The sequence below is a fragment of the Rhizobium sp. R711 genome (genome assembly GCF_002211365.1).
In the GTDB taxonomy this organism is placed as follows: Bacteria; Pseudomonadota; Alphaproteobacteria; order Rhizobiales; family Rhizobiaceae; genus Rhizobium.
Genome location: NZ_LOKZ01000007.1, coordinates 83915 through 107819, shown reverse-complemented (window position 1 = coordinate 107819; position 23905 = coordinate 83915). Strand labels below are relative to the sequence as shown.

Annotated in this window: 23 protein-coding genes and 1 pseudogene; 15 read left to right on the top strand and 9 right to left on the bottom strand. The window is 59.7% G+C overall.

Features of this window, described 5'->3' with window-relative positions; genetic code table 11:
* Positions 1-5 precede the first annotated feature (5 nt).
* Positions 6-2636: a DNA ligase D gene (gene ligD / locus ATY80_RS11105; protein WP_088692471.1), complete on the bottom strand. Its 2631-nt coding sequence runs from the start codon at positions 2634-2636 to the stop codon at positions 6-8.
* A 308-nt stretch (positions 2637-2944) separates the two neighbouring features.
* Here ligD and dinB point away from each other — a divergent pair, with 308 nt between their 5' ends.
* Both dinB and ATY80_RS11095 read left to right on the top strand, forming a co-directional pair.
* Positions 2945-4024: a DNA polymerase IV gene (dinB, locus tag ATY80_RS11100; RefSeq protein ID WP_189637130.1), complete on the top strand. Its 1080-nt coding sequence runs from the start codon at positions 2945-2947 to the stop codon at positions 4022-4024.
* Positions 4025-4185: 161 nt separating this feature from the next.
* On the top strand, positions 4186-5175 hold the full coding sequence (locus ATY80_RS11095; protein ID WP_088692515.1) for an IS5 family transposase: 990 nt from the start codon (positions 4186-4188) through the stop codon (positions 5173-5175).
* Between the two features lie 70 nt (positions 5176-5245).
* Here ATY80_RS11095 and ATY80_RS11090 read toward each other — a convergent pair whose 3' ends face one another.
* From ATY80_RS11090 to ATY80_RS28570, 4 genes are read right to left on the bottom strand one after another with little or no spacing between them, the layout of a single operon-like run.
* Complete coding sequence (locus ATY80_RS11090; RefSeq protein WP_088692470.1) at positions 5246-5938, bottom strand: response regulator transcription factor; 693 nt, start codon at positions 5936-5938, stop codon at positions 5246-5248.
* Positions 5928-6317, bottom strand: coding sequence for a response regulator (locus ATY80_RS11085; RefSeq protein WP_088692469.1), 390 nt, complete (start codon positions 6315-6317; stop codon positions 5928-5930). Before ATY80_RS11085 ends, ATY80_RS11090 begins: the two co-directional genes overlap by 11 nt.
* 2 nt (positions 6318-6319) lie before the next feature.
* A complete protein-coding gene (locus ATY80_RS11080) occupies positions 6320-6961 on the bottom strand; it encodes a response regulator (RefSeq protein WP_088692468.1) in 642 nt (213 codons plus the stop codon).
* Between the two features lie 10 nt (positions 6962-6971).
* Complete coding sequence (locus ATY80_RS28570; RefSeq protein ID WP_245306814.1) at positions 6972-11441, bottom strand: PAS domain-containing protein; 4470 nt, start codon at positions 11439-11441, stop codon at positions 6972-6974.
* Between the two features lie 544 nt (positions 11442-11985).
* Here ATY80_RS28570 and ATY80_RS11065 point away from each other — a divergent pair.
* The 12 genes and pseudogenes from ATY80_RS11065 to ATY80_RS11015 all read left to right on the top strand — a co-directional run bounded on the left by ATY80_RS11065 (position 11986) and on the right by ATY80_RS11015 (position 20439).
* Positions 11986-12741, top strand: coding sequence for an SDR family oxidoreductase (locus tag ATY80_RS11065; RefSeq protein WP_088692467.1), 756 nt, complete (start codon positions 11986-11988; stop codon positions 12739-12741).
* An 85-nt stretch (positions 12742-12826) separates the two neighbouring features.
* Complete coding sequence (locus tag ATY80_RS11060) at positions 12827-13234, top strand: cupin domain-containing protein (protein WP_088692466.1); 408 nt, start codon at positions 12827-12829, stop codon at positions 13232-13234.
* 92 nt (positions 13235-13326) lie between these two features.
* On the top strand, positions 13327-14073 hold the full coding sequence (locus ATY80_RS11055) for an NAD(P)H-binding protein (RefSeq protein WP_088692465.1): 747 nt from the start codon (positions 13327-13329) through the stop codon (positions 14071-14073).
* Positions 14074-14125: 52 nt separating this feature from the next.
* On the top strand, positions 14126-14611 hold the full coding sequence (locus ATY80_RS11050) for a hypothetical protein (protein WP_245306813.1): 486 nt from the start codon (positions 14126-14128) through the stop codon (positions 14609-14611).
* A gap of 117 nt (positions 14612-14728) precedes the next feature.
* Entirely contained in the window at positions 14729-15646 is a 918-nt protein-coding gene (locus tag ATY80_RS11045) for an MBL fold metallo-hydrolase (protein ID WP_088692464.1), read from the top strand.
* Positions 15647-15728: 82 nt separating this feature from the next.
* Positions 15729-16394, top strand: coding sequence for a nitroreductase (locus tag ATY80_RS11040; RefSeq protein ID WP_088692514.1), 666 nt, complete (start codon positions 15729-15731; stop codon positions 16392-16394).
* 91 nt (positions 16395-16485) lie between these two features.
* A pseudogene (locus ATY80_RS28565) lies at positions 16486-16625 on the top strand (IS1380 family transposase); the annotation flags it as partial.
* Between the two features lie 331 nt (positions 16626-16956).
* On the top strand, positions 16957-17730 hold the full coding sequence (locus ATY80_RS11035) for an SOS response-associated peptidase (RefSeq protein ID WP_088692513.1): 774 nt from the start codon (positions 16957-16959) through the stop codon (positions 17728-17730).
* 459 nt (positions 17731-18189) lie between these two features.
* Positions 18190-18741 carry a hypothetical protein gene (locus ATY80_RS11030; protein ID WP_088692463.1) on the top strand — a complete coding sequence of 184 codons (552 nt, stop codon included), beginning with the start codon at positions 18190-18192 and terminating at the stop codon, positions 18739-18741.
* Between the two features lie 181 nt (positions 18742-18922).
* Complete coding sequence (locus ATY80_RS11025) at positions 18923-19276, top strand: DUF2934 domain-containing protein (protein WP_088692462.1); 354 nt, start codon at positions 18923-18925, stop codon at positions 19274-19276.
* Between the two features lie 192 nt (positions 19277-19468).
* Entirely contained in the window at positions 19469-19933 is a 465-nt protein-coding gene (locus ATY80_RS11020; protein ID WP_088692461.1) for a hypothetical protein, read from the top strand.
* A 299-nt stretch (positions 19934-20232) separates the two neighbouring features.
* The gene (locus ATY80_RS11015; protein WP_088692460.1) at positions 20233-20439 is read left to right on the top strand and encodes a hypothetical protein; all 207 of its coding nucleotides are present in this window, start codon (positions 20233-20235) and stop codon (positions 20437-20439) included.
* A 12-nt stretch (positions 20440-20451) separates the two neighbouring features.
* Here ATY80_RS11015 and ATY80_RS11010 read toward each other — a convergent pair whose 3' ends face one another.
* Positions 20452-20631: a hypothetical protein gene (locus tag ATY80_RS11010; protein WP_088692459.1), complete on the bottom strand. Its 180-nt coding sequence runs from the start codon at positions 20629-20631 to the stop codon at positions 20452-20454.
* 199 nt (positions 20632-20830) lie between these two features.
* Here ATY80_RS11010 and ATY80_RS11005 point away from each other — a divergent pair, with 199 nt between their 5' ends.
* Positions 20831-21016: a hypothetical protein gene (locus tag ATY80_RS11005; RefSeq protein WP_088692458.1), complete on the top strand. Its 186-nt coding sequence runs from the start codon at positions 20831-20833 to the stop codon at positions 21014-21016.
* A 124-nt stretch (positions 21017-21140) separates the two neighbouring features.
* On the opposite strand, the gene ATY80_RS30135 is transcribed toward ATY80_RS11005, so the two are convergent.
* From ATY80_RS30135 to ATY80_RS10990, 3 genes are all read right to left on the bottom strand, one after another.
* Complete coding sequence (locus ATY80_RS30135; protein ID WP_088692457.1) at positions 21141-21320, bottom strand: hypothetical protein; 180 nt, start codon at positions 21318-21320, stop codon at positions 21141-21143.
* Between the two features lie 307 nt (positions 21321-21627).
* Positions 21628-22413: an IclR family transcriptional regulator gene (locus ATY80_RS10995; RefSeq protein ID WP_088692456.1), complete on the bottom strand. Its 786-nt coding sequence runs from the start codon at positions 22411-22413 to the stop codon at positions 21628-21630.
* 63 nt (positions 22414-22476) lie between these two features.
* The gene (locus ATY80_RS10990) at positions 22477-23841 is read right to left on the bottom strand and encodes an MmgE/PrpD family protein (protein ID WP_245306812.1); all 1365 of its coding nucleotides are present in this window, start codon (positions 23839-23841) and stop codon (positions 22477-22479) included.
* Between the last annotated feature and the right edge of the window lie 64 nt (positions 23842-23905).

The window sequence follows — 23905 nt, the reverse complement described above, 5'->3', positions numbered from 1 at the left end:
TGAAGTCACGCTGCCCGTCTTGATTTTCCGAGCCGCTTGATCGCCTGTTCAAGCGGTCGCTCGCCATCGCAATAGTCCTGCCAGGCGGAGCTCTTGGCAAGAAGCGCTGGGACGGTGCGCACAGTGAACCGCTTCGGGTCGAGATCGGCCTTCACCTGGGTCCAGGTGAGCGGCATCGACACGGTGGCCCCCGGCCTGGCGCGCGGCGAAAGCGGCGCGACGGCGGTGGCCATGCGGTCATTGCGGAGATAATCGAGGAAGATCCTCCCGCCCCGAAGGCTCTTCGTCATCTTGGTGAGATAGAGGTCGGAATTGTCGCGCGCCATCTGAAGGCACACGTCATGCGCAAATCCCTTGGCCACCTGCCAAGAGAGAGGCTTTCGCTTGTTGACGGCAAGCGGTGTGACAACGTGCAGGCCCTTGCCGCCGGTGGTCTTGCAGAAGCTGACCAGTCCGAGTTCATCGAGCCGGCCGCGCATCTCGCGGGCGGCCGCAACGACGGTCGCAAACGGCACATCGGGTCCCGGGTCGAGGTCGAACACCAGCCGGCCGGGAACTTCCGGCTTGCCGGGCTCGCAGTTCCATGGATGCAGTTCGATGCCGCCGATCTGGGCGATGGCGGCGAGCCCCTCGATCCGATCAATCTGCAGGTAAGGCTTCTTGTCACCGAAGACGTTCACCAGCTCGAGAAGGTTCGAGGTGCCGGGCATCGCATGACGCTGGAAGAACTGCTCTGCGCCAATGCCATCAGGCGCGCGGATGATCGAACAGGGCCGGCCCTTGATATGCTCGATGAGCCAGGCGCCGACTTCCTCATGATAGAGCGCAAGATCTTCCTTGGTGACAGGCTCGCCGTCGTCGGCGTCCGGCCAGAGCGGCTTGTCCGGGCTGGAGATGAGGACGCCCATGACCTCGGCCTTGGCACCTTTGCGGCGGACTGGCTTTGGCTTGGCGCCAGGTCCAGCTCTATCGGTCTTGACGGGCGGAGCCGGCTTCTCAGCCTCAACCTCGCTTGCCGGCTTGTCCTCGCGCAGGCCTTTGTAAGCGGCCTGGCGGACGAGGCCGTCCGCGGTCCATCCTTCGAATTCGATTTCGGCGACAAGTTCGGGCTTCACCCAGACAACGTCGGCCTGCTTTTTTGGAGCACCGATACCGGTAAAGGGCGACTTCGCCGTCTCGAGCGCCTTCAGTTTCGCAAGCAGCGTCTCGACTTTCCTGGCGCCGTAGCCGGTTCCGACGCGGCCGACATAGACGAAGTGATCGCCACGGTAAACGCCGACCAGAAGGGACCGGAACCTGCCGCTGGTCTTGGCATAACCGCCGATCACGACCTCATGGCCCGCCCGGCATTTCGACTTGGCCCAAGTATCGGTGCGGCCCGATTGATAGGGCGCGTCCATCTTTTTGGAGATGACGCCCTCAAGATTCAGCTTGCAGGCGGAGCGGAGCACCGCGTCGCCACCGGATTCGAAATGTTCAACGAAGCGAATGCGAGGATCCTCACCGGCGCTCATGAGAAGGTTTTGCAGCCGCTTCTTCCGCTCCATCAAGGCCAGTGAGCGCAAGTCCTCTCCGCCGTCGAACACAAGGTCGAACGCGAAGTAGACCAGATTGGCAGTTTTTCCCTCAGACAGCGCCGCCTGGAGGGCGGCAAAGTCAGGTGCGCCATTCTCATCGAGCGCGCAGATCTCGCCATCGATGATGCAGTCCGGCAGTTCGCAAGCCGCATCGGCAATCTCGGGATACTTCCGGGTCCAATCAAGACCCTTTCTGGTCTTAAGCGTCACCGTTCCATCGGCGATCCGCAGCTGGATCCGGTACCCGTCGAACTTGATTTCGTGCAGCCAGTCGTCGCCGGCGGGCGGCCGCGAAAGCGTCTCACAGAGTTGCGGCGCGATGAAATCCGGCAGGTCGGCTGCCGTCGACGTCGCGACATCCTTGCGCGACTTCTTCTTGCGCTCGTCGGCCGCCAGGCCATGCTTGCTGTCCCAGACGGCGTCCGCCTCCAAACCCGCGTTCGCCATCATGAACGGCCTTGGTTTGCGCCCCTTGCCCCTTGCGATCTCATCTATGCTGCGACCTGAGGCGACCGAGTTCGTGTTCGCCTCCAGGACAGCCTCGCCGTTCTCTTCAACGGAATGGTCGTCATGATGCTTGATCAAGAGCCAGTTGGTCCGCTTGCCGTCATCACGGTCGTTGCGCATTCGGACCAGGACGAAGCTGCCGTGCAGCCGCTTGCCGTCAAGCGTGAACTTGAAGTCGCCCCTTTTCAGGGCGTCTTCCGGCGACTTGCGGCCTTCCGGCTCCCAATAGCCGCGATCCCATAACATTACCGTGCCGCCGCCATATTGGCCCTTTGGAATCGTGCCTTCGAAGTCGCCGTAATCGAGCGGATGATCCTCGACCTCGACTGCCAGCCGCTTGTCGTGAGGATCGAGCGAGGGCCCCTTGGTCACCGCCCAGGACTTGAAAACCCCGTCGAGCTCAAGCCTCAGATCGTAATGAAGCCTGGTGGCGTCGTGTTTCTGGATCACGAAACGCCTTCGGTTAGACGGTTTGACCTGCGTCTCACCGCTCGGCTCGCCGGTCTTCTTGAAATCGCGCTTTGCACGGTACGTCGAAAGATTGTCTGCCATGGAATTCGTGACCTGTTACGCACCTGTCGTCAGGTGACACTCCTCTTCAGCGCTCGGGAGCGCGGGAGATTGCGCTCGGTTGACAGAGGTGTCGAAGTCGCTCGTCATCCCTGTCTTTGCCATGGGCTGCCTCGCGCTGCTGCTCTCCATAAAATGACAACGCCTCCGGCCGCAGGTAGTTTCGCTGGCCTGTCAAATGGCGCTCATTGAATGGTTGCTATCGCGCGCAACCCTGCTATGTTCCCTTTTTGTTTCGGCGTGAATTGATTGCCGATCCGATCGCAATCGCTGAAGCCGCCGTGAACGACATGAGCTCGACCCCTGTCCGCAAAATCGTCCACGTGGACATGGATGCGTTTTACGCATCGGTCGAGCAGCGCGACGATCCCAACTTGCGCGGCAAACCGATTGCGGTCGGCGGATCGGCGGCGCGCGGCGTCGTGGCGGCGGCGAGCTACGAGGCGCGCGCCTTTGGCGTTCATTCGGCCATGCCGTCGGTGACCGCCAAAAGGAAATGCCCGGATCTGATCTTCGTGGCGCCACGCTTCGATGTCTATAAAGCAGTGTCGCAGCAGATCCGCGAGATCTTCGCCGAATATACGCCCGTCATCGAGCCACTTTCGCTCGATGAGGCCTATCTCGACGTCACGCACAATCTCAAGGGCATGGAGATCGCCACCGAGATTGCGCTGGAGATCCGCGCCAGGATCAAAGCAGTCACCGGCCTCAATGCCTCGGCCGGGATTTCCTACAACAAGTTCCTCGCCAAGATGGCGAGCGATCTCAACAAGCCAAATGGCCAGGCTGTCATCACGCCAAAGAACGGGCCCGCCTTCGTCGAGGCCCTTCCCGTCAAAAAGTTCCATGGCGTCGGCCCGGCTACAGCCGATAGGATGCACCGGCTCGGGATCAATACCGGGGCGGAGCTGAAGGAGAAGACGTTCGAGTTCCTGGTCGAGCACTTCGGCAAATCCGGCCCCTATTTCTTTAACATTGCCCGCGGTATCGACGAGCGCCAGGTCAAGCCGAACCGAGTGCGCAAGTCGGTCGGTGCGGAAGACACTTTCGCCGAGGATCTTCATGCCTTCGGACCTGCCCTGGAAGGACTAAAGCCTTTGGTCGCAAAGGTCTGGCGCTACTGCGAGGCAAATCGGATCGCCGGCAAGACGGTGACACTCAAGGTAAAGTACGCCGACTTTACACAGATCACACGCGCAAAAACGATCGGTCAGGGTTTTCGGTCAAAACAGGAAATCGAGCAATCCATTTGCGTGTTGCTGGGAGGCGTCTTTCCCACCAGCAAGGGAATACGGCTTCTCGGGGTGACACTCTCCTCGCTGGAGCCTGTGACCGAAACACGCGTCGAGCAACTGGTTCTGCGTCTTTAACGAGCGCTGCGGGGCGACGGCTATCGGTGATCGTCAGCCGAAAGGCGCCCTGCCCTAATCTCGGCTTGATCAGCGTCGGCTTGCCGAAGACCTTGGTGCGCGGATCGTTAATTGCGTTGGCGTAGATGAGCGGCAAGTGCAATAACTGGTTTTTTGCAACGATGCCTTTCAAGCACAATGCCGCTCGCCGCCGTCGCATTGGCAAGATGAAGTTCAAGGTGACGAACTGGGCAGAGTACGAGGCAGGCCTTCGCCGGCGTGGCAGCCTGACGCTGTGGATAACCGCAGAAGCTTTGTCGTCGTGGGGGGCGCCGAAGCGGACGATGCGCGGCGGTCAACCGCGCTATTCCGATCTTGCGATCGAGACCGCTCTGACGCTGGGCCTGGTGTTCGGCTTGCGGCTGCGCCAGACGGAGGGTTTGCTGGCATCGGTGCTGAAACTGATGGGACTGGATCTCGCCGTCCCCGATCACACGACGCTGAGCCGACGGGCACGGAGGGGTCGATCATTTGACAGACGGCGAGGCCGCTCCGTTTCAGCAGAAGGGCCTGTGCACGTCCTCATCGACAGCACCGGGCTTGAAGTCTACGGCGCGGGCCAGTGGCTGGAGGAGAAGCACGGTGCCAGATCTGGTCGCAGTTGGCGGAAGTTGCATCTGGCGCTGGATGCCGACAGCGGCGAGATCATCGCCCATGTCATGACCGACCAAGACGCTGGTGATGCCTCGCAGGTGGAGCCGCTACTCGACCAGATCGACGCTCAGATCGGTCAGTTCACGGCCGATGGAGCCTATGACGGTAACCCGACTTACGATGCCGTCGTCAAGCACAGCGCCGATGCTGCCGTTGTCATTCCGCCCCGCGCCAACGCGGTGGAAAGGCCGGACACCGAGCCGCCTACTCAACGAGACCAACATATCGCGGCGATCAACACGGACGGACGAATGAAGTGGCAGACTGCGACTGGCTACGGCAAGCGTTCGCTGGTCGAGGCCGCGATCGCTCGCTACAAGTCGATCATCGGTGGCCGATTGCACGCACGAACCTTCGGAGCGCAACAGACCGAGGTTGCCATCGGCTGCGTCGTTCTCAATCGGATGCTTGCATGCGCACACCCGAAATCCATCCGTCGCATTGGAACAACCTCGTAAACGACGGCATCAAAGATCAGAGTCCAAAAACTCTCCGATCCACGCACCAACGCTCCACAGAGCGGTTTCTCTAGCGCGCGGCGGCCTGGCGCATTTGCACAGGCAGAGTTTCCCACGCCCGGATCAGTTCGCCGATGGAGGCGGCCTCCATCTTGTGCATGACATTGCTGCGATGCAGCTTGACTGTCACTTCACTAATGCCGAGCTCGAAGGCGATCTGCTTATTGAGACGTCCATGAGCCACTTCATACAGCACCTCGCGCTCGCGCTGCGTCAGCGTCTCAAGACGTTCGATATTGCGCCTGGCGACCACGGCTTCCGCCCGTCGTTCGGCATCGATCGCGATGCCCGTGGTGACAGCGTCAAGCAGCGTCTGGTCCCGCACCGGCTTGGTGAGAAAATCCACAGCTCCGGCCTTCATCGCCTGAACGGTCATCGGGATATCCCCGTGCCCGGTCAGAAAGATGATCGGCTTGGGGTTTCCGTTTTCCGCCAGATGCCGCTGCAAATGGAGACCGCTTGCGCCGGGCATGCGCACATCGAGTATCAAGCAGCCGGGGCTGTCCAATATATCGGCGTCAAGTAATTCGCGGGGCGAGGCAAAGCTGACGGGCTGGAAGCCCGCTGACAGGATCAATTCCGCCAACGCTTCCCGAATAGATGCATCGTCATCGACAATAACGACGAGCGGCTGATCTTCTTCATCTCCGCGCGGCGGTGATAACGGCGCCGAACTCCGCAGCAACGGTTGGTCAACTCTCATGTAACCCTCCATCTCTCGAATTGTGTAACGCACTTGCGATGGCCGCGAGCAGTGCCTGGGCATCAAAGGGCTTGCGGAAAAAACCGCTGATGCCTCGAGCGCGGCTCTGATCCGCTATTTCGTGGCGACCCGTGACCAGGAATACCGGCAGTTCCGGACGTGCTTTCTTCACTAGGTCACGAAGTTCAAAGCCGTCTATTCCAGGCATCCCTATATCGGTGATGAGCACATCCAGGTCCGATAGTCCGTTGACGAGCAACGACGCTGCCGACGAGAAGCTGCCAGCCACATAGCCCGCAGATTCCAGAAGGTCGCCCACCGACTCAAGCATTCTTGGATCGTCATCAACAATTGCCACGACATGTCTTGTCTTGTTCATGTTCAATTCCCTCCCACTTTACGCGAGTGGGTAATCGGTGTTTCCAATCTTTCCGCGATACGCACGAGATCGGCGAGCGATGCCGCCGCCATTTTCTGCATCACGTTCCTTCTGTGGATTTGCAGCGTGACTTCGCTGATCCCCAGCTCTGCTGCCGCCTGCTTGTTGAGAAGACCACTCACGACGAGCGGCAGGACCTCGCGCTCTCGCGGTGTCAGATGGAGGTAGCGTTGTCTCAGCATGCCGAGTTCAGCGCGTTCGAATCTCTTTTCCCGATCCTGGGCAATCGCCGCGTGGACCGCTGCCATGAGATCCGCATCGCTAAAAGGCTTGGTCAGGAAATCGACGGCGCCGTGTTTGATCGCACGCACTGAAGATGGAATGTCGCCGTGTCCTGTAATGAAAACGATCGGCGGATGCCCGCCATCGGCGATCTGCTTCTGCAGGTCGAGGCCGTTGATATCGGGCAGTTCGATATCGAGTATGAGGCAGGCAGGGGCGTCAGGTTTGTCAGCGTCCACATAGTCGCCTGCAGATCCAAATGCGACAGCGCGTATGCCATGCGAGTCTAGGAGGTCGCTGAGAGCCTCTCGAATTCGTTCATCGTCATCCACGATGAAGACAATATAATCATCGGTCTTCATGGCACCGCCTTCATTTCAACCGGCAAGGTGAAGATGAACGTCGCCCCATGCGGTTCGTTGTTCTCCGCCCACAATCGTCCGCCGTGTCGACAATCGAGCGACAGATCGCCAGCCCCATGCCCATGCCGTCTTCTTTTGTTGTGAAGAATGGCTCGAATATTCTCTCGGGAAATTCGATACCTTGGCCGCGATCGCTGATGTCAGTCTGGATGACATCCCCCATATGGCGCATGCGAATCCCTAGCACTCTGTCGCCCGTAATAGAGTCCATAGCCTCCATGCCGTTGCGAATGAGATTGATCAGAACCTGCTGGATCTGGACGCGATCGATGGTAACGAGCGGAAAGTCGCCGTCGATCCTCATGTCCATCCGCACGCGGCGCCGTGACGCTTCAACAGCCATCAGGCTCCGTGCTTCGTTGATGACGCTGGCGAGTGCCGTATAGAGCCTCGTGTCCACGGATTGCTTGAACAAGGCGCGAATGCGGCTGACAACATCCGCCGCCGAGTTGGCATCCCGAATGATGCGCTCTACCGTTTTCTCCGCTCGCTCGATATTTGGCGGTTCGGCCATGAGCCAGCGTTGGCAGGCGTGCGAATTCGCGACGACGGCCGCCAGGGGCTGGTTCACCTCGTGCGCGATAGAAGCCGAAAGCTCCGAGAGGCTCGCTGCCTGGCTTGCCCGTGCAAGGCTCTCTTGCGCAAGACGCAACCTTTCCTCCGCCCGAACTTCTCCGTCGATATCGAGGCAGATGACATTCCACTGAACGATCTCACCTCCGGCGTTACGCATTGGCGCAGCGCGCGTCTCGACCCAGCGATATTCGCCATCGGAACGCCGCAAGCGGTGTCTACGCGCATATGGCTCGCCCGTAGCCAATGAATGCGCATAGTTCTCCTTGACGCCAGCGACCTCGTCAGGATGAACGCCGGCATCGAGTGTGCCGGCCAATCGGGACTTCCCAGTTCCGTCCAGTTCTTCGAGCTTATATCCGAGGAAATCTCGGAGTTGAGGGTTGCGATAGACAGGCTCCCCATCCGGCGCGGCGCAATCGATCATCACGGGGAGTGTTTCAACGAGCTGCCAGAGCGAACGCTCTCTCTCTCGCACCTCCTCCTCGATGCGCAGTTGATCGTCGATATCATGCGAGAGGCCGTACCACTGGACGATCCGCCCGCTCTCGTCCCGCAGGGGCTCCGCACGCCCCGACATCCAGCGATAGACTCCATCGGCACGACGCAGGCGATGGTTCAGGGAAAAGGTCTCGCCGGTGGCGAAGGAGTGGTCGAGCGCTTCCGCCAGTCGGACCGCATCATCGGGATGGACGAGAGCCGCTATGGCTGCAGCTAGCCCGCTCATTTCCGACCCATCGTAATCCCCTACATCCAAACCGAGGAACTCGATCATGCGCTTGCTGAAGAAGACCGGCTCGCCCGCCGGGCTTAGCCGCCATAGCAGGCTCGGAACCAGGTCGACGAGCTGCGAGAATTCCCGTTCCCGGTTGCGCAATGCCACCTCGGCCTTCTTGCGCTCGGTGATATCGATGAAGCCGACCAGACTCTTGTCGGCAACCGCACCGGGGCGAGCGGTCGTGAAAAGGACATCGATGACGCTGCCATCCATGCGCGCTACCTTGGTCTCTTCCTGAAAGACTTCCTCGCCACGATACCGCGCCTCGATGGAGCGGCGTATGGTGGCAATGCTCGGCTGCCAATAGCGGGCAATCGGCCCGAGCATCTCGCTGGCATCCTTTGCGCCGAACATCGCGATGATATGCTGGTTGACTTCTTCAACCTCCAGAGCTTCCACCGCACGCGGCAGGAATTCGGGATGTTCGTCGATGTAGGTTTTGAGTTCCGTCACACCCTGCGCCCGTAACTCCTTGAACAGGGGAATGAGCTTGCTCGCATCCACCTGGGTGAGGCCGATGGGCATGTAGTGGAAGAGGTCGCGGTAGCGGCGTTCGCCTTGCTGCAAGGCCTTCTGCGCGGTCACGAGATCGTGGATATCCACGCTCACGCCGTACCAGTGGACAATCGCACCGCTATCGTCGCGCAGCGGCTCTGCCCGGGTCTCAGTCCAACGATAGCTGCCGTCGGTCCGCAGCTGACGATACCTCTGAACGTAGGGGGCGCCCGTTCTGAATGAATGGCAGATGTCTTGCCGAGCCGCGTCTCTGTCATTCGGATGGATCACGCTCAGGGACGGCGAACCATCAGGCGCTGTGATATCCTCGAGCGTAGCGCCCGTTACATCCCTGAACCGCTTGTTGACGTAGATCGGCGTTCCCTCGCGCGTTGTCGCCCAAATCAAAGCCGGCACCGCGTCGATCAACTGCTGGAGCTCCCGCTCTCGCTCTTGCAACGCCTGCTGCGCGCGCACCTCTTCATCGATGTCCATGGCAGCCGCGTACCATTGCACGATTACTCCCTGTTCATCCCGCAATGGCTCGGCTCGGCCCTCCATCCAGCGATAGATGCCGTCTGCGCGGCGCCGGCGATACCTTATGGTATAGGGTTCACCGGTGGCGAGGGCGTGGTCAATCACGTCCCGCATGTGCGGGCCATCTTCGGGATGGACGGTTGCCCCTATGAGGGCCGCCAAGCGGCTCATGTCCGGTTTGTCCAAAGAAGCGACGTGGTCAAGGCCGATGGATTGCAAGGTGCGCTTGCTGAAGAAGGTCGGCTCGCCGTTGGGCGACATGCGGCCAATATGGACCGGGACCATATCAACGAGCAGCGACAGCTCCCGCTCCCGCAACGCCTCCTGTGCACGCACCTCGTCATCGATATCGAGGGAAACGCCATACCATTCAGCAATTATCCCGTCTGCGTCAAACCGAGGTTCCACTCTGCACTCTACCCAGCTGTAAACGCCATCCTTTTCGCGCCAACGAAATCGCATCGTCGAGCCGGCGCCGGTTGCGAAACAGTTCCGTAACGTGCCGTGCACTTCGGGAGCATCTTCTGGATGTATTAGTTCCTGCAGCAGGCTTTCGATCGTCAGCTTCTCAAGGGTATCGACGTTCGCGCCAACGGATCGGAAATGGTCCTGATAGCGCTTGTTGAAATAAATCGACCCACCCGAAGCCACAGCACTCCAGATGCGTACCGGCACCGCATCTATCATCTGCTGCAACTGTCGCTCGTTCTGCCGTAGTGCCTCCTCGGCCCGCATCTCATCATCGACATCGTGACAGATGCCGTACCACTGGGTGATGCTCCCAGCCTGATCCCGCATCGGCTCGGCACGGCTCGACATCCAGCGATAGATGCCGTCGGCGCGGCGTAGTCGATAACGCATGGAAAAGCTCTCGCCAGTGGCGAGGCAATGTGTAAGCGCATCCCTGAACCCGGAGGCATCATTGGGATGAACGACTGTCTCTATGACCGCTTCCAGCCGGCTCATGCCCGGTTTATCCCTATCCGCTACATCCAGACCGAGGAAATCGACCATGCGCCTGTTGAAGAAGGTGGGCTCGCCGTCGGGCCTCAGACGCCAAACGTGGCTCGGGACCATATCGACCAGGTGCGAGAGCTCCTGCTCCCGGTCGCGCAAGGCCTCTACGCTTTGGCGCAACGTAAGCATCGCCAGTTGGTGCTGCCGGGATATCGCGGCCACGACGAGCGCTGAAAATGCCGAGATCGCCAGAAAAAGCTGCAGCATGATCTGCTTGTGCTCCTGGGACTCGGGATCGCCGGCAAACGGACTGGCGCCGGATATTGTGAAAGCGGCGGTGATCAGTGCGAGGAGAGCCAAGGTGACGGCCGCGCCTTTGAACTCGAAACGCACCGCAGCCCAAAGGAGAGGCGGCATGATGATATAGGCAAAGGGTAGGTAACCGCTCAGGGCAAGGGCGGCGACGCCGAGAAAGATCAGCCCCAGGACGCAGGCTTCGATCCAACGAACGGTCGAAAGCTGGGCTTTACCGTGCCAGTTCTGGAATACGACCAGCGCCAGTGGAGCGACGATCAAGACACCAGTGGCGTCTCCGATCCACCAAAGGGGCCAAGCCGCCCCGAAGGTTTGCGATAGTATGCCAAACCACGCAAGTGTCGCACTTCCCACCGTCGCGCTTACGACTGGCGCAATTCCCGCGCCCAGTGAGACGAATGCAAGAACTTCCCGCAGGGTTTCGAGCCGAACCGGTCGCCTCAAGATCCGGCCCACGAGCCATGCCCCGGTTACCGCTTCTAGAGCGTTGCCGATATAGATCAGGAAGGCAGCAGGCAGCGGACTGTGGAACCACAGGAAATTGCTGAACAATTCAGCCAGACAGCCCCCCAGGATCCACCACGGCCAGCTAAGCCTGGAGGCAAGAACAAGCGTAGCAATGAAGAGCCCGCTCGGGGGCCAAACGGAAATACCCGTTCCAGGCACGATTGCCAGCAACTGCGCGAATCCGCAGCCCAGGACATAGGCGGCAATAAAAAGACCCAGATGCAAGAATTGGGGGCGGTGCGACCAGATGCGCATCATCAGCAGCTCCTGTCGGACAAAGAAAGCCAGAGGACCATCAGCGTCTCGCGCAGAACGTATTCTCGATTTTGGAGCTGGCGAACTCATGATGCGAGCGTAATCCCGCAAGGCTCCAGTCGCAACTCATGGAAATCCATGCATTGCCGGGAGACATTGCCGCTGCGCTGCGTGTCTGGAAAGCTGGAATAGGCCCGAGCGAACCGGAAGATTCGGCCGGGCCAGGCGACAACATCACCTCATCAAACGAGGGTAATTGTCTCAGTAGCTCCGTTCGAGGTCACTCATCGTGTTTGGATCGAGCAACTCTCGAACCTGCGCATGACGGAGTGAATTGCAATGAAGCCATGCCGGCGGCTGAAACCGGCAAGCAGCTGTTGTCAGCCCATGCATCCTATGTATCCCGCCTATCAACGGGGACATGTCACGTATACCTGGCGACTAGAGCTCTACATCCTCTGCACGATAGAATGATTTTGTCTCCCCTGTCACTTTCCGATGCGATCGAGTCAATTGGCCCGAAAGCGCCACAACGATGGAGATAGTCATGAAAATTGTCATTATCGGCGGCACCGGGCTTATCGGGTCCAAGACCGCAGCGCGCCTGCGCAACAAGGGCCACGAGGTTCTGGCCGCGTCGCCCAACACCGGCGTCAACACCGTCACCGGCGAAGGAGTTGCGGAAGCGCTGGCCGGTGCCGAGGTCGTCATTGACCTTGCAAACGCACCATCGTGGGAAGACAAGGCTGTGCTTGAATTCTTCGAAACAGCCGGCCGCAACCTGCTCGCCGCCGATGCCAAGGCTGGTGTCAAACACCACATTGCCCTCTCGATCGTCGGAACGGAACGGTTGCCGGACAACGGGTATTTCAAGGCGAAGCTTGCTCAGGAGAGGCTGATCAAGGAATCATCCATCCCCTACACGATCGTCCATTCCACCCAGTTTATGGAGTTTCTGAAGGGTATTGCCGACGAAGCGACGGTCGGCGCAGTCGCTCGTTTGTCACCGGCCGCTTTCCAGCCCATCGCCTCGGATGACGTTGCCGATGTGATGGCGGATGTTGCCCTCGGGAAGCCGCTTAATGGCACGATCGAGATCGCGGGTCCCGAGCGTGCTCCCATGAACGAGATCATAGCCCGGTACTTGAAAGCGGCCAACGACCCGCGGTCGGTCGAGGCAGACGTCCATGCGCGCTATTTCGGATCTGAACTCAACGATCAGTCGATCGTGCCCGGCGAAGGCGCGCGGATTGGCAAGGTCGGGCTCCAGGACTGGTTCCGTTCGTCCCAACAACCGAAATAAGCAAGGCGTCGAACCACCTGTGGGCTGGTCTTTTGCCCAGCTTTCGAACGCACATATGCATTCCACAACCAAGGGGATAACGACAATGAAGTCAGCTTTGTTGACACTGTTTGTATCGGCTTCAGTTTGCCTACTTGGCACTTTGCCGGGTGCGGCCGCCGGAAACACTGCAAAGGTCACATCGCTCATGAGCAAGGACCTTCCCAACTATCCCGGCAAGGAGGGGCTGATGATTTCCGTCGAGTATGGCCCAGGAGGTTCCGATCCCATCCATAAACACGACGCAAATGCATTCGTCTACGTTCTCGAGGGTTCGATTGTGATGCAGGTCAAGGGCGAAAAAGAGGTCACCTTGTCGCCGGGAGAGACCTTCTACGAAGGCCCCTCCGACATTCACTTGATCAGCCGCAATGCGAGCATGACGAAACCGGCGAAATTCATCGTCGTGCTACTCAAAAACAAGGACGCTCCCGCCGTCCTGCCGGTGGAGTGACTCCCCAAGCGCGCGATCGTCCAATGTTTGCCAGCTGCCCGGCAGGGCTAAACCTGGCCGCTGCCCCAGGGCACGATGGAGGGGACAAATCGATGAAAATCACGGTTATGGGGGCGACCGGGCGAATCGGGACACACCTCGTTGATAAACTTGAACAAGCAAGCGTCGAGGTGGTCGCCGCGTCCAGCTCCCTCGGCGTCAACAGTGTGACGGGAGAAAGTCTCGGATCAGCGATAGCGGGAGCTGACGTTGTCATCGACGTCACCAACGCCGCGTCGTTTGGTGACGACACGGCCCTGGATTTTTTCAAGGCCTCCACCCGGAATCTGTTGGCGGCTTCGGCAGGCGTCAAGCATTACATCGCGCTTTCCGTGGTAGGGACACCCCACCTTGTCGAGAGTGACTATTTCCGCGCGAAGATGGTGCAGGAAAATCTCATCCGGGCAGCTAGGCGGCCCTATACCATTCTCCATTCCACGCAATTCTTTGAGTTTATCAGTGGCGTGGTCGACATGGGCGCAGACGGAGACGGCTTCCGGCTTCCCTCGGCATTAGTAAAGCCGATAGCTGCTGACAACGTCGCTGAGATGCTGGTCGAATTGGCGATGGGGGCAGCAATGAACGATACCGTGGAGATCGGCGGGTGCGACCAGTTCGGTCTCGACGAGATTGCACGTATGCACCTTACAGCAAACGAAGACATCCGCCAGGTCGTGACAGATGACAGCGCCCGCTACTACGGCGTCGAACTGAACGATGACACATTGCTGCCGCTTGCGGGAGCGCGTGTCGGTTCGCTGAGCTATGTCGACTGGCTGTACCGTTCCATGGCCGATTAGACGTCTTCCGACATCGCCATCGACACGAGCGAACGGCCCAGCAAACCAGGAGATGACGAGGGCCTCCGCCCTTCCCGAACCAAAACTGGAACGCATGTTTGCGGGAATTTCGGTTCCTGACACGCCGATTGTGACCCAAGCAATGGATTATGCCCGGGAGCGATGTGAACCGTATCTGTTCAACCACGTTGCCCGCTCCTGGCTCTTTGCGGCACGGTTGGGACAAATTCGGTCCATCGAACACGGCGCGGAGGTGGTCGCCGTCTGGACGGTGCTCCACGACATCACGCTGAATGAGCGCTTCAACGGGCGAGGCGCTTCGAAGTTGAAGCCGCCGATATTGCCGGAATCGTTGAAGGGAATCGGGCGTCGACGAGCGCCGGGCACAGCTGATCTGGGACAGAGTCGCGCTGAACTCGACGGCTCAATCGACCTCTTTAAGGAGGCCGAGGTCGCGCGCTGTACAGCCAGTATCTGCCTTGGTGTGATCGGCTGGCAACTTCACGCATGCCAACATCGAATTGGACAACTGCAATGAATTCACAGGTAACGATCCCTATGCGTGAGACATACGCAGCCTATACCACAGGGTGATTCACTCTCCATTGCAAACGCAAGTATTGAAATTCAATCAGGAAATCAACAGGAGGTTAACATGAGCTTGGACAACATTTCACATTCCGGTAGACCGGCGCTCGACGAGTTAGTTCCGTCGCGCTACGCGCTGAAGATCGGCGAGATTGACGTAATGGTGGTCAGCGATGGAGTGTTGACGCTGCCGGGCAAGATGTTGGGCCACAACGCCGACCCGACCGTCCGGGCGGCCTGGCTGAACTACAATTTCCTACCGACGGAGACGCTCGATTGGGGGCTGAACGTGGTCGTGGTGCGCAGCGGCGGCCGGACCATACTCATCGACGCCGGGCTGGGGGACGACCCGAACTTGAACTTGCCGAAGGCCGGGCAACTGGCCCATCGGCTGGACGCCGCCGGCATCGATCTTCCGTCCGTGACCGACGTGGTGCTGACCCACATGCACATGGACCACATTGGCATGCTGCTCGTCGACGGGGTAAAGGACCAGCTGCGTAAGGACCTGCGAATCCACGTGGCGGAAGCCGAGGTCAAGTTCTGGACGCACCCCGATTTCTCCCACGTCTCCATGCCACAGGGGTTCCCGGACGCACTTCGGGCGGCGGCCAAGCGGTTCGCGGAAGAGTACCGCGGCAATCTGAAGACGTTCGAGGAAGAGTACGAGGTTGCGCCGGGGGTGGTCGTCACCCGCACCGGCGGCCACACCCCAGGGCACAGCGTAGTACGCCTAGCGTCCGGCGGCGACCGTTTGATGTTCGCTGGCGATGCCGTGTTCGCTGTCGGGTTCGAGCACCCCGACTGGTTCAACGGCTTCGAACACGACCCCGAAGAGGCGGCGCGCGTTCGGGTCCGCCTTTTGCGGGAGCTGTCGGCGAGCGGCGAGCTTCTGGTGGCCACTCACCTGCCGTTCCCATCCATCGGCCATGTGGCGGCGGAGGGCGACGCCTTTCGTTGGGTGCCGCTCTTCTGGGATTACTGACCGCCTACCTGTCGGGCCAGGGGCGAACTAGACGACTGGCACTTGAACGAAACGAATGGCCGGTGGTAAAAAGGAGATCATCATGGACGTATATGAGGCAGTCAAAAGCCGACGGGCGGTGCGCGGATTCAAAAGCGAGCCTGTGTCGAGGGAGGTGCTTGCGCGCGTGCTGTCCGCCGCAGCTTGGTCGCCGTCCGGATCGAACATCCAGCCGTGGAACACTTATGTGTTGACCGGCGCGCCGCTGGCTGAGCTCAAGACATGCGCCGTCGAGCGCGTGGCCCACGGCGACGCTTGGGACGAGCGGCAGTATGAGATGTACCCGCCCGTGCTGAAGTCTCCATATGGGGAGCGCCGATCCGCCTTCGGCAAGGAGCGCTACAGCGCGCTCGGCATTGCGCGCGAGGACTGGGAGGCGCGGCAGCGGGCAGCCATCGCCAATTGGAACTGTTTCGGGGCGCCCGCCGCCCTGTTCTGCTACATCGACCGCGACCTGGGCCGGCCCCAATGGGCCGACGTCGGCATGTATCTGCAGACCGTCATGCTGCTGCTCCGCGCCGAAGGGCTGCACAGTTGCGCGCAGATGGCGTGGTCGCAGGTTCGCGAGACGGTCGCCGAGGTGCTGTCACCCCCGGAGGGGCTCATCCTCTTCTGCGGCATGTCGATCGGGTACGAGGACCTCACGATGAGTTCCGCCCGTACGGGCCGTGCCCCGCTCCACGAGACTGTCACATTCATCGGCGGTTAGCCCGAATATCTCATAATAGGGGTGCATCCGCCCCAAAATCTGAGAAACTGCTTTTGCAACGAAGAGTTATCAGATTGAAAGGCGGGATTCGCTGCAAACACGGTGTAATCTCGATCCGCGCGAATTTGAAAGCTACGATGGGTAAAAGTTGTGGCTGGTTTCGATGGCGGAGCGGTCACTTTGGATGCCGGTGCACGGTTGCTTCGCCATCTCGACAGGGTCATCGGCCTGTGACCCGGAGCCCAAGATGGCCCCCGCTGGAATCTGCGATAGCGATCTGAAAATGTTGAAGATATTTAAAAAGTAGCGGGGTCAACACTTGCGCCGGGCGTGGCCCCACCACTAAATCGATTTACGAAAGTCTTTGCGCGTCGGCGCCAGGATCTCCGGATCGCCTATTGTGGCTCAGATTGCACTGGCACAAAAATCGTCGCGAATGGGCGGGGTAGCGAACACCATCTGGCGGCCAGCAGACTAAATCTGCATCAACAGGCCGGACATCTGATTGCAAGAAATCGCGTTGTCCGTATACTCAAATCCTGACGAGGGAGGAGCCGTCCACATCTGTAATCTCTACCGCCTGGATGATCGCGACTGGGTCAACAAATGGGCGCGGGAAGCCGAGAGCCTGATTAACCTGATGCCCGCCTATCAGATCAACCCCGATCAATGGGCTCCCGTCATCCGAAACACCTCCGACGGCAGCAAACAGCTGGCAAACTGCCGCTGGGGCCTACCCTCGCCGATCTACGTGCAGAAAAAGGCTGCCGAAGCTCGCGCTGAAAAGCTTCTAAAAAAAGGCCTTCCGGTCGACATGGACGAACTGCTCCGGATGGAGCCTGACGGTGGCGTCACAAACATCCGCAATCTGACTTTACCGCATTGGAAGCGATGGCACGGCGTCGAACACCGGTGCATCGTGCCCGTGACGACCTTTGCGGAGCCGGACCCGGCCAGCAAGGAAGAAGGCGGGAAGACGCCAAATGCATGGTTTTCTGCGAGCCCCGACAGACCGACTATGTTCTTTGCTGGACTGTGGGCAGCAAAATGGAAGAGCGTGCGCAAGGTCAAGGACGGACAGACGACAGACGACCTCTACGCGATTCTGACAACGGAGCCGAACGACATCGTGCGCCCCGTTCATGAGAAAGCCATGCCCGTCCTTTTGCAGACGCCAGAGGAAGCGGAAATCTGGATGCGGGCACCCTGGGAGGACGCAAAACAGCTGGCTCGACCGCTCGCGAACGACCGCATCATGATTACATCGCGCGAACCCTACGGCTCCACGATCGTCAGCAAGACGGGCGAGCCGCTTCCCGAGCCGATGGTACTTTAGCAATCTACCAACCTTGGTCGCGGTGGCCAAGGTTGAAACGGTTTGCGTGTTTGATCTCACAACCAGAAAGCGGAGTGGGTTCAACCAGACTTCTAATTTAGGCCATTATGGCGAAGCCCCCGGCGTACCCAGCCGCTGGCCGCATTCGAAGAATCACGTCGCACCAGCTCTTCCCGCAAACGTCGTCGCAACCGCCTTCGGGAGTACGCGAGATTTCGTCGATAAAGACGAAAAACCGCGATCGATGGCGTCCTCCAGGCTTCAGTGGGCAAGCTCCAAGACCCTGAGCAGACACTGGCTCTCTGAAAAATGAACGACCCAAAACCTGAACAGCTTCCCCCTGTCGAAATCGCTACGACATCCGCCGTGTCCAGGGCCCTCGTTGGGGAACAGTTTCCTTCAGTCGATGTTTCTTCACGAGGCGGCACACATTGCCATCCCAAGGCCAAGGAGGAGATCATGACCAGCAGCTACGACAAAGGATTGCCCAATTCTGCAACCGGCGGCTCGCTAGACACGCTCAGCGCGTTCTTCGATGACCGCAGCGAGGCCGAAAGCGCGATCAAGCGATTGAAGGATATCGGTCTGGCGGATGATCGTATCCGTTTTCTCCCCGGCTACGAAGCCGAGGGCGATCTACGCCGCACCGAGCCCGGCGGCTGGTGGGCCGGACTTGCCGACTGGTTCTTCCCGGCAGAGGACCGCGCCCTTTATGCCGAGGGGCTCAATCGCGGCGGATATCTCGTGTCGGTGCAGGTGGACGAGGCAAGCTACGAGCGCGCCCACGACATACTCGACGATGAAGGCAGCATCGACATGGATGAACGTGCAGACCAGTGGCGCGGCGAAGGCTGGGACGACACCCTGGCTCGCTCAACGGGGACGGACCCGGAGACGACGGACCTTGCGGTCGACGCGGCCCGCAACAGCCGCGACCTTGAAAAGTCTACCCCACGGGTTCGTTCATACCGATACGAAGACCGCACAAACGAAACCAACAAGCCCGCCTGACCGAGAAAGCGCAAGGCGAGCAGACAGGGCGGAAATCGAAGGAGCGCGATGAACGGGAGGCGCAAGGCCGACGGCGCCGGGAGCGGGCGGAGAGGATGTCTACCTCCGGTCATGGTGAAGCGCAGTAGAAACTTTCAGCCCCGACCGGAGCTCATCGGGGCGATAGCCAAGGAGCAGACCAATGGCCAAACCAACACCACCAGTCCAGGGCACACTTCCGGACGAAACCGCAATATCCACGCCCGACAGGACCCCCGATCCAGACCGTACAGACGAGGTCACCGAAAGCATCAGACGACGCGCGCATCAGATTTGGGAAAGCGAGGGACGGCCGGAGGGACGGCCCGATGATCATTGGATTCAGGCAGAGCGCGAGATCTTGCATGGCAGGAACGAACTTGGAGGCGACGACGCCCCAAACCTCGACGCTCTTCGCGAGGCCGCGCGCGAACACACCGATACGTATGTCGTCAAAACGGATCTCGAAGATGCAGATCAACGGGAAGCCACACCTGGAGTTCGCGAGCAGCCGTAGCTGACGACAGGATTCGTCCGATCCGTGCTGTGGGGCGGGTTTTTTCAAGAGCCTGGCGAAAGTCGATCTCGCCTCGGCGGATGCGCTTTTGCGGAATGGCATCCCCGTCATCACTTTGAGCTTTATCAATTCCTGGGGAACTTCTCCTTCCTTCAAGCCGTTCCCCGCCAGTGAAATGAGGAGTGCGAGTTCATGCCCGATCCAAAAGATTCCCCCGCCGTGAAATCGATGTTGAAAGAACAAGCTCAGCAAAGGCGTCGCCCGCGGCGTGGACAACTCGACAGGGGATTGGAGGACAGCTTTCCCGCATCCGATCCGCTTTCCGTCACCCAGACGACAATAGCTACCGGCAGAACCGACACGGACGCGGCGGAACATGTTAAGCGTGAAGCCGACAAATATCCCGTTGAACCTGCTGACGACGACCTTGACGAGGGTGGCCAGGCAGAAACATTAGGCAAGAATCTTCGCACCTTGCGACAGGACGCCAATCGACTCACCGGGTCGGTTTCCGGAGTTGCATCGGGTTCGATCGTTGTCGCCAAGGCTCAGGCCCGAACCCTTCTGGAAGAGGTCGAAGAGAAAGTCAAAGACAAGCCGATCACGGCAGTGGTGGTCGTCGCTGCTCTTGCATTTGTCTTTGGGCTGACGCGCTGAGCCTGGCTGCTGGCCTTTCCGAGCCGGAATTTCGAAAGGACCAAGGCGCCTTTCCGGCCGATCCGGAGACAACCAAGGCCGGGCTTGGCAGGTGAAAAGCGTGGCTTGCGACAACCTTGATGCCGCAGCTCCACGCCGACAGACTGTCGCCCTTACTGCTTTGCAAAGATGCCGTTCACGCAGAGCCTCGACTGCTGGCGCAAACGGGGCTCATTCGATCGAACGGCATTGATTGCGGTACAGGCGGGAACATTTTCACGGGCGTTCGGTTGTGGAACATAACACCTAGGAGCCGCACCATGGGAATCAAAAAACCGCAGGATGGCGCACCCGGCACAACTGACCAATCACCTCGCTGGGAAGGACCGAAGTCGAACAGACCGCGAGGATATCTTCCTGCCAAAGACGACCCTGGTTCCAATCGCGACGCGATGGATGAAAACAACCGCGATCCTGAGGTCCGCGATTTCAGCGATGCACTGAAACAAAAGAAGGACAAGCGCTGAGCTCGTCGGCTTTCAGGCGTCATCGCCGCTCCTTTGAGCTTTCGGGGCATTGGAGCGATCGTCTACTCCGCCTTTGTCGTTTGCCTTTTCTTTCTGCAAACGGGAAAGCGAGACTGGTTCAAGCTCCATCTCGGGTGGAATAAACGACTGACGGTTTTCGATGTTCAGGTCTTCGTTCAACGGCTTCGACATAAACTCGTTCCTTGTGATGAGAGTCCGAACACGATCGGCAAACCTTCCTCGGGACACATACCAAAACGTCCTCACCGGGAATTCGATCTAAGCCGGCGTCATCACGAAATATTAAAAGGGGAACACCTGGGCCTTGTTGGTGTTGCGTTCGTGAGATCTGCATTTAAGCGATCTCATGCCAATCTAGAGGAGATCTATCATGGCAAACCAAGGCGGTTCTCACGACCAGCACGTCAAGTCCGGCCAACAAAGCCACAAGAACGCAGGCGCGGACAAGACGTCAAGCTCCGCGTCTGAAAAGGCAGGACAGGGTTCCGGTACTCGTGGCGGCACGCATGAGCAGCATGTAAAAGCCGGTCAGCAAAGCCATAAGAAAAGCCACTAAGGACCTTCGCCAAGCAGGATGAAAGCGGGGATGGGAACGTTCCAGCTTCATCCTGTAACGGGGGCTTGTCTCGGCTTCGCCGCCTGCCCCTGCATGGGGTAGAGAGGGTTCCACCTTGCTTGGGCTAAGCCGCACCGGCCGGATCGCCAATTGGAAGGAGCGCCGGATCACGAGGGGGATCGTTCGGTTTCTTCTTGTCGGACGGGTCACGCACTGGGTTTACTTGAGGCTCGTCTGTCGTCTTGCCCGGCCGAACGGGGACGGGGGCCGGATCATCTGGGGTTTTTGGGACCGCTTTTGGCATTATATTTCTCCTTTCCCGACAAACGAACACGCACGGATGATGGTTCCGCAGGTGCCCTGACGACATTCGCTCAGGCAGGCGACCGACAGCCCCAAAAGCAACAGCGTCTGCCAGTGCCCCCATGATCGTGCCCCGATCCCGGCTCCTCAATGGTTGACATCAGCAAGGCAGCCTCTGGTGTCTTGCATTGATATGACAACGCTGGATTCCGCGGGCCCTAAACGCCGACCGCGATCCCGTTCAGCCTGCAAGCGACGGTCACTCCTCGGCCTCGGATGATGGGGGTCAGCAGCTCCCCGCGAAAATATCAGTCGGCGAGCGGATTGAGCTGCTGCTCGATCTCTCGCACCTCTCTTGTCAAAAGGCCGACGAGCTCGGGTGTTCTCTCGGCGGTCAGCCGGGGGCTCGTGAGATTGATCGCAATCGAAGCGATTGCGTCGCGGCCCGGCGGCAGAATCGGCACGGCGATCGAGGAGATTCCCGCAACGAGTTCCCCGTCGTCGATCGCATATCCCTGCGTTCGGATTTTCTCCAATGCATTCTTGATCTTGCGCGCGGTGAAGGTGCCGAATTTTTTGTAGAGCATTGCGTTCGTTTCGAGGATGACGTCGGCTTCGGCCGGCGGAAGAAAGGCAAGTATGGCCTGGCTTGCCGGTCCGATACCCATCGGAATCTGCCCACCGATATGACCGGTCAGGCTGTCGATGACATAGGTGCCCTGCTGGCGATCGACGCAGACCGTGTTGAAGCCGGCGCGCGCCATCAGGTAGACCGAGTCGCTTGTCGCTGCCGCAAGCCGCAGCAGTGCCGGGCGGGCGAGCTGGCGAAGTCCAGTCCCATCGGCTGCCGCTGCCCCCATTGAAAAGAGCGCCAGCCCAAGCCGATAGCGCTTTGTTTCGCGCTCGCGGTCGACGAAACCATGGCGTTCAAGGGCGGTAACGATACGATGAACCGTCGGCTGCTTCAGGCCCATAGCCTCGCCGATTGTTGCCATAGACGCGCCACGCTGGCCAGCCTCCCCGAGATATTTCAAGATCGCGACGGCCCGGTCGAGCAGCTGCGTGCCTGTTGCCGCGATCTCGTCCTTCGCCATGCATTGCCCTCACAAGTTTCAAGTCCGAGGGATTCCTTATACATCCAGGCGGCGTTGTAAACTCTAGCTGCAGCGGCTGAGGGCCTCGAATAGCGCAGCCGGATTTTGATGGATGCCGAGCCCCTCGACCGCCGCCGAAACGTCTGACGCCTGGTCCCGGCCAAGAGCCGACGAGAGTGTCAGGAACTTTTCCTGCAACTCCTCGGCCGAAAGCGGATTTTGCGGTTCTCCCCTTGGATAGAGCACTTCGATCGTTTCACTCCGTCCTCTTGCCCTCATCGTCACGCGTGCGGGCGTACCGGCCGGAAACGAGGCAGCATAGTCTCTTGCACTTTGCAACCGGATGCGCCCGGCAAGTGCGGTCACCCGGATGTCGCAAAGATGGCCATCGTCCATCGGCAGCAGCGCCTGTTGGCCGTGTACCAGTGCCAGGGCAACGCAGAAGGGAATGCTGTATTGTGCAGCCTCGGCCGATTGCGGTTCAATTTGGTTCGGCAGCGTCAGTGCACGCTCGAAGGTTTCGATCACCAAGTCCTCAATTTCATCGGGATCCGCGTCAAGTCGCGCAGCCAGCATCGATGCCCCATCGATTGCTGCGTGTGCCCAACGGCAACAGCTGTAGAGTTTGAAATAGGCCTCCTCGATCGCCCAGGCCCTTGACCAGGATCTCAACAGACGCTGCCGGTCGTAAATTGCGGGATCGTCCAGCATGTCGAGTGGGCCGCGATGGCCCGCCCTCGCAAGCGCTACCGCCTGAAGCCCGTTCGCTGTTGCCCAGGGGATGCCTTCCTTCACAGTATGGCCAAGCTTGGTCCAGCCGGTCGCCGCCTGAGACGTCGCGGTTTGCCCGGCAATGGCGATGGCGTGTGCAATGACCGCCGTCGGCTGACCCGTCAGCCATCCGCAGGCTGCCGCCACTCCCGGGCCGCACCAGAGCCCGGTGTCCGTCGTGCGGAGGGTCTTGATATCACGCGCCGCCGAAACGCGCACAGCGATCTCGTAGCCAAGGACGATGGCGCTCAAAAGCCGGTCGGCGCTCGCCCCGCAGCACGTCGCAACGGCCAGTACCGCCGGAACAATTGCGGCGGCAGGGTGACCTGACGCCTGCCGGTGTCCGTCGTCGAGATCGAGCGCAGCCGCGTAAGTGGCGTTGACGAATGCCGATCCGACCGCCGGCAGGCGCCGTTTTGAGAACCAGACCGGCGCTGCGCCCTCCCCCCATATCTCTCCCGCCGCCTTCAGCGACGCTCGGCCGGCTTGCGTCCTCGATCCGGCCGCCGCAACGCCAAGCGTGTCCAGAAGTGTCCGGCGTGCGCGCCTGCTTGCGCCAATCGGCACCTGCCTGATCCCGTTGCAATAGTCGGCCAGAATGGTAGCGACGCATTCGTCGCCCGGCTGCGTCACTATACTCTTTCTGGTGGTATCCAACTTTCGAGCATCCCTCTGTTGAACTTCGCTTTATGGATTTATGTTCGCATTGACATCCATAATA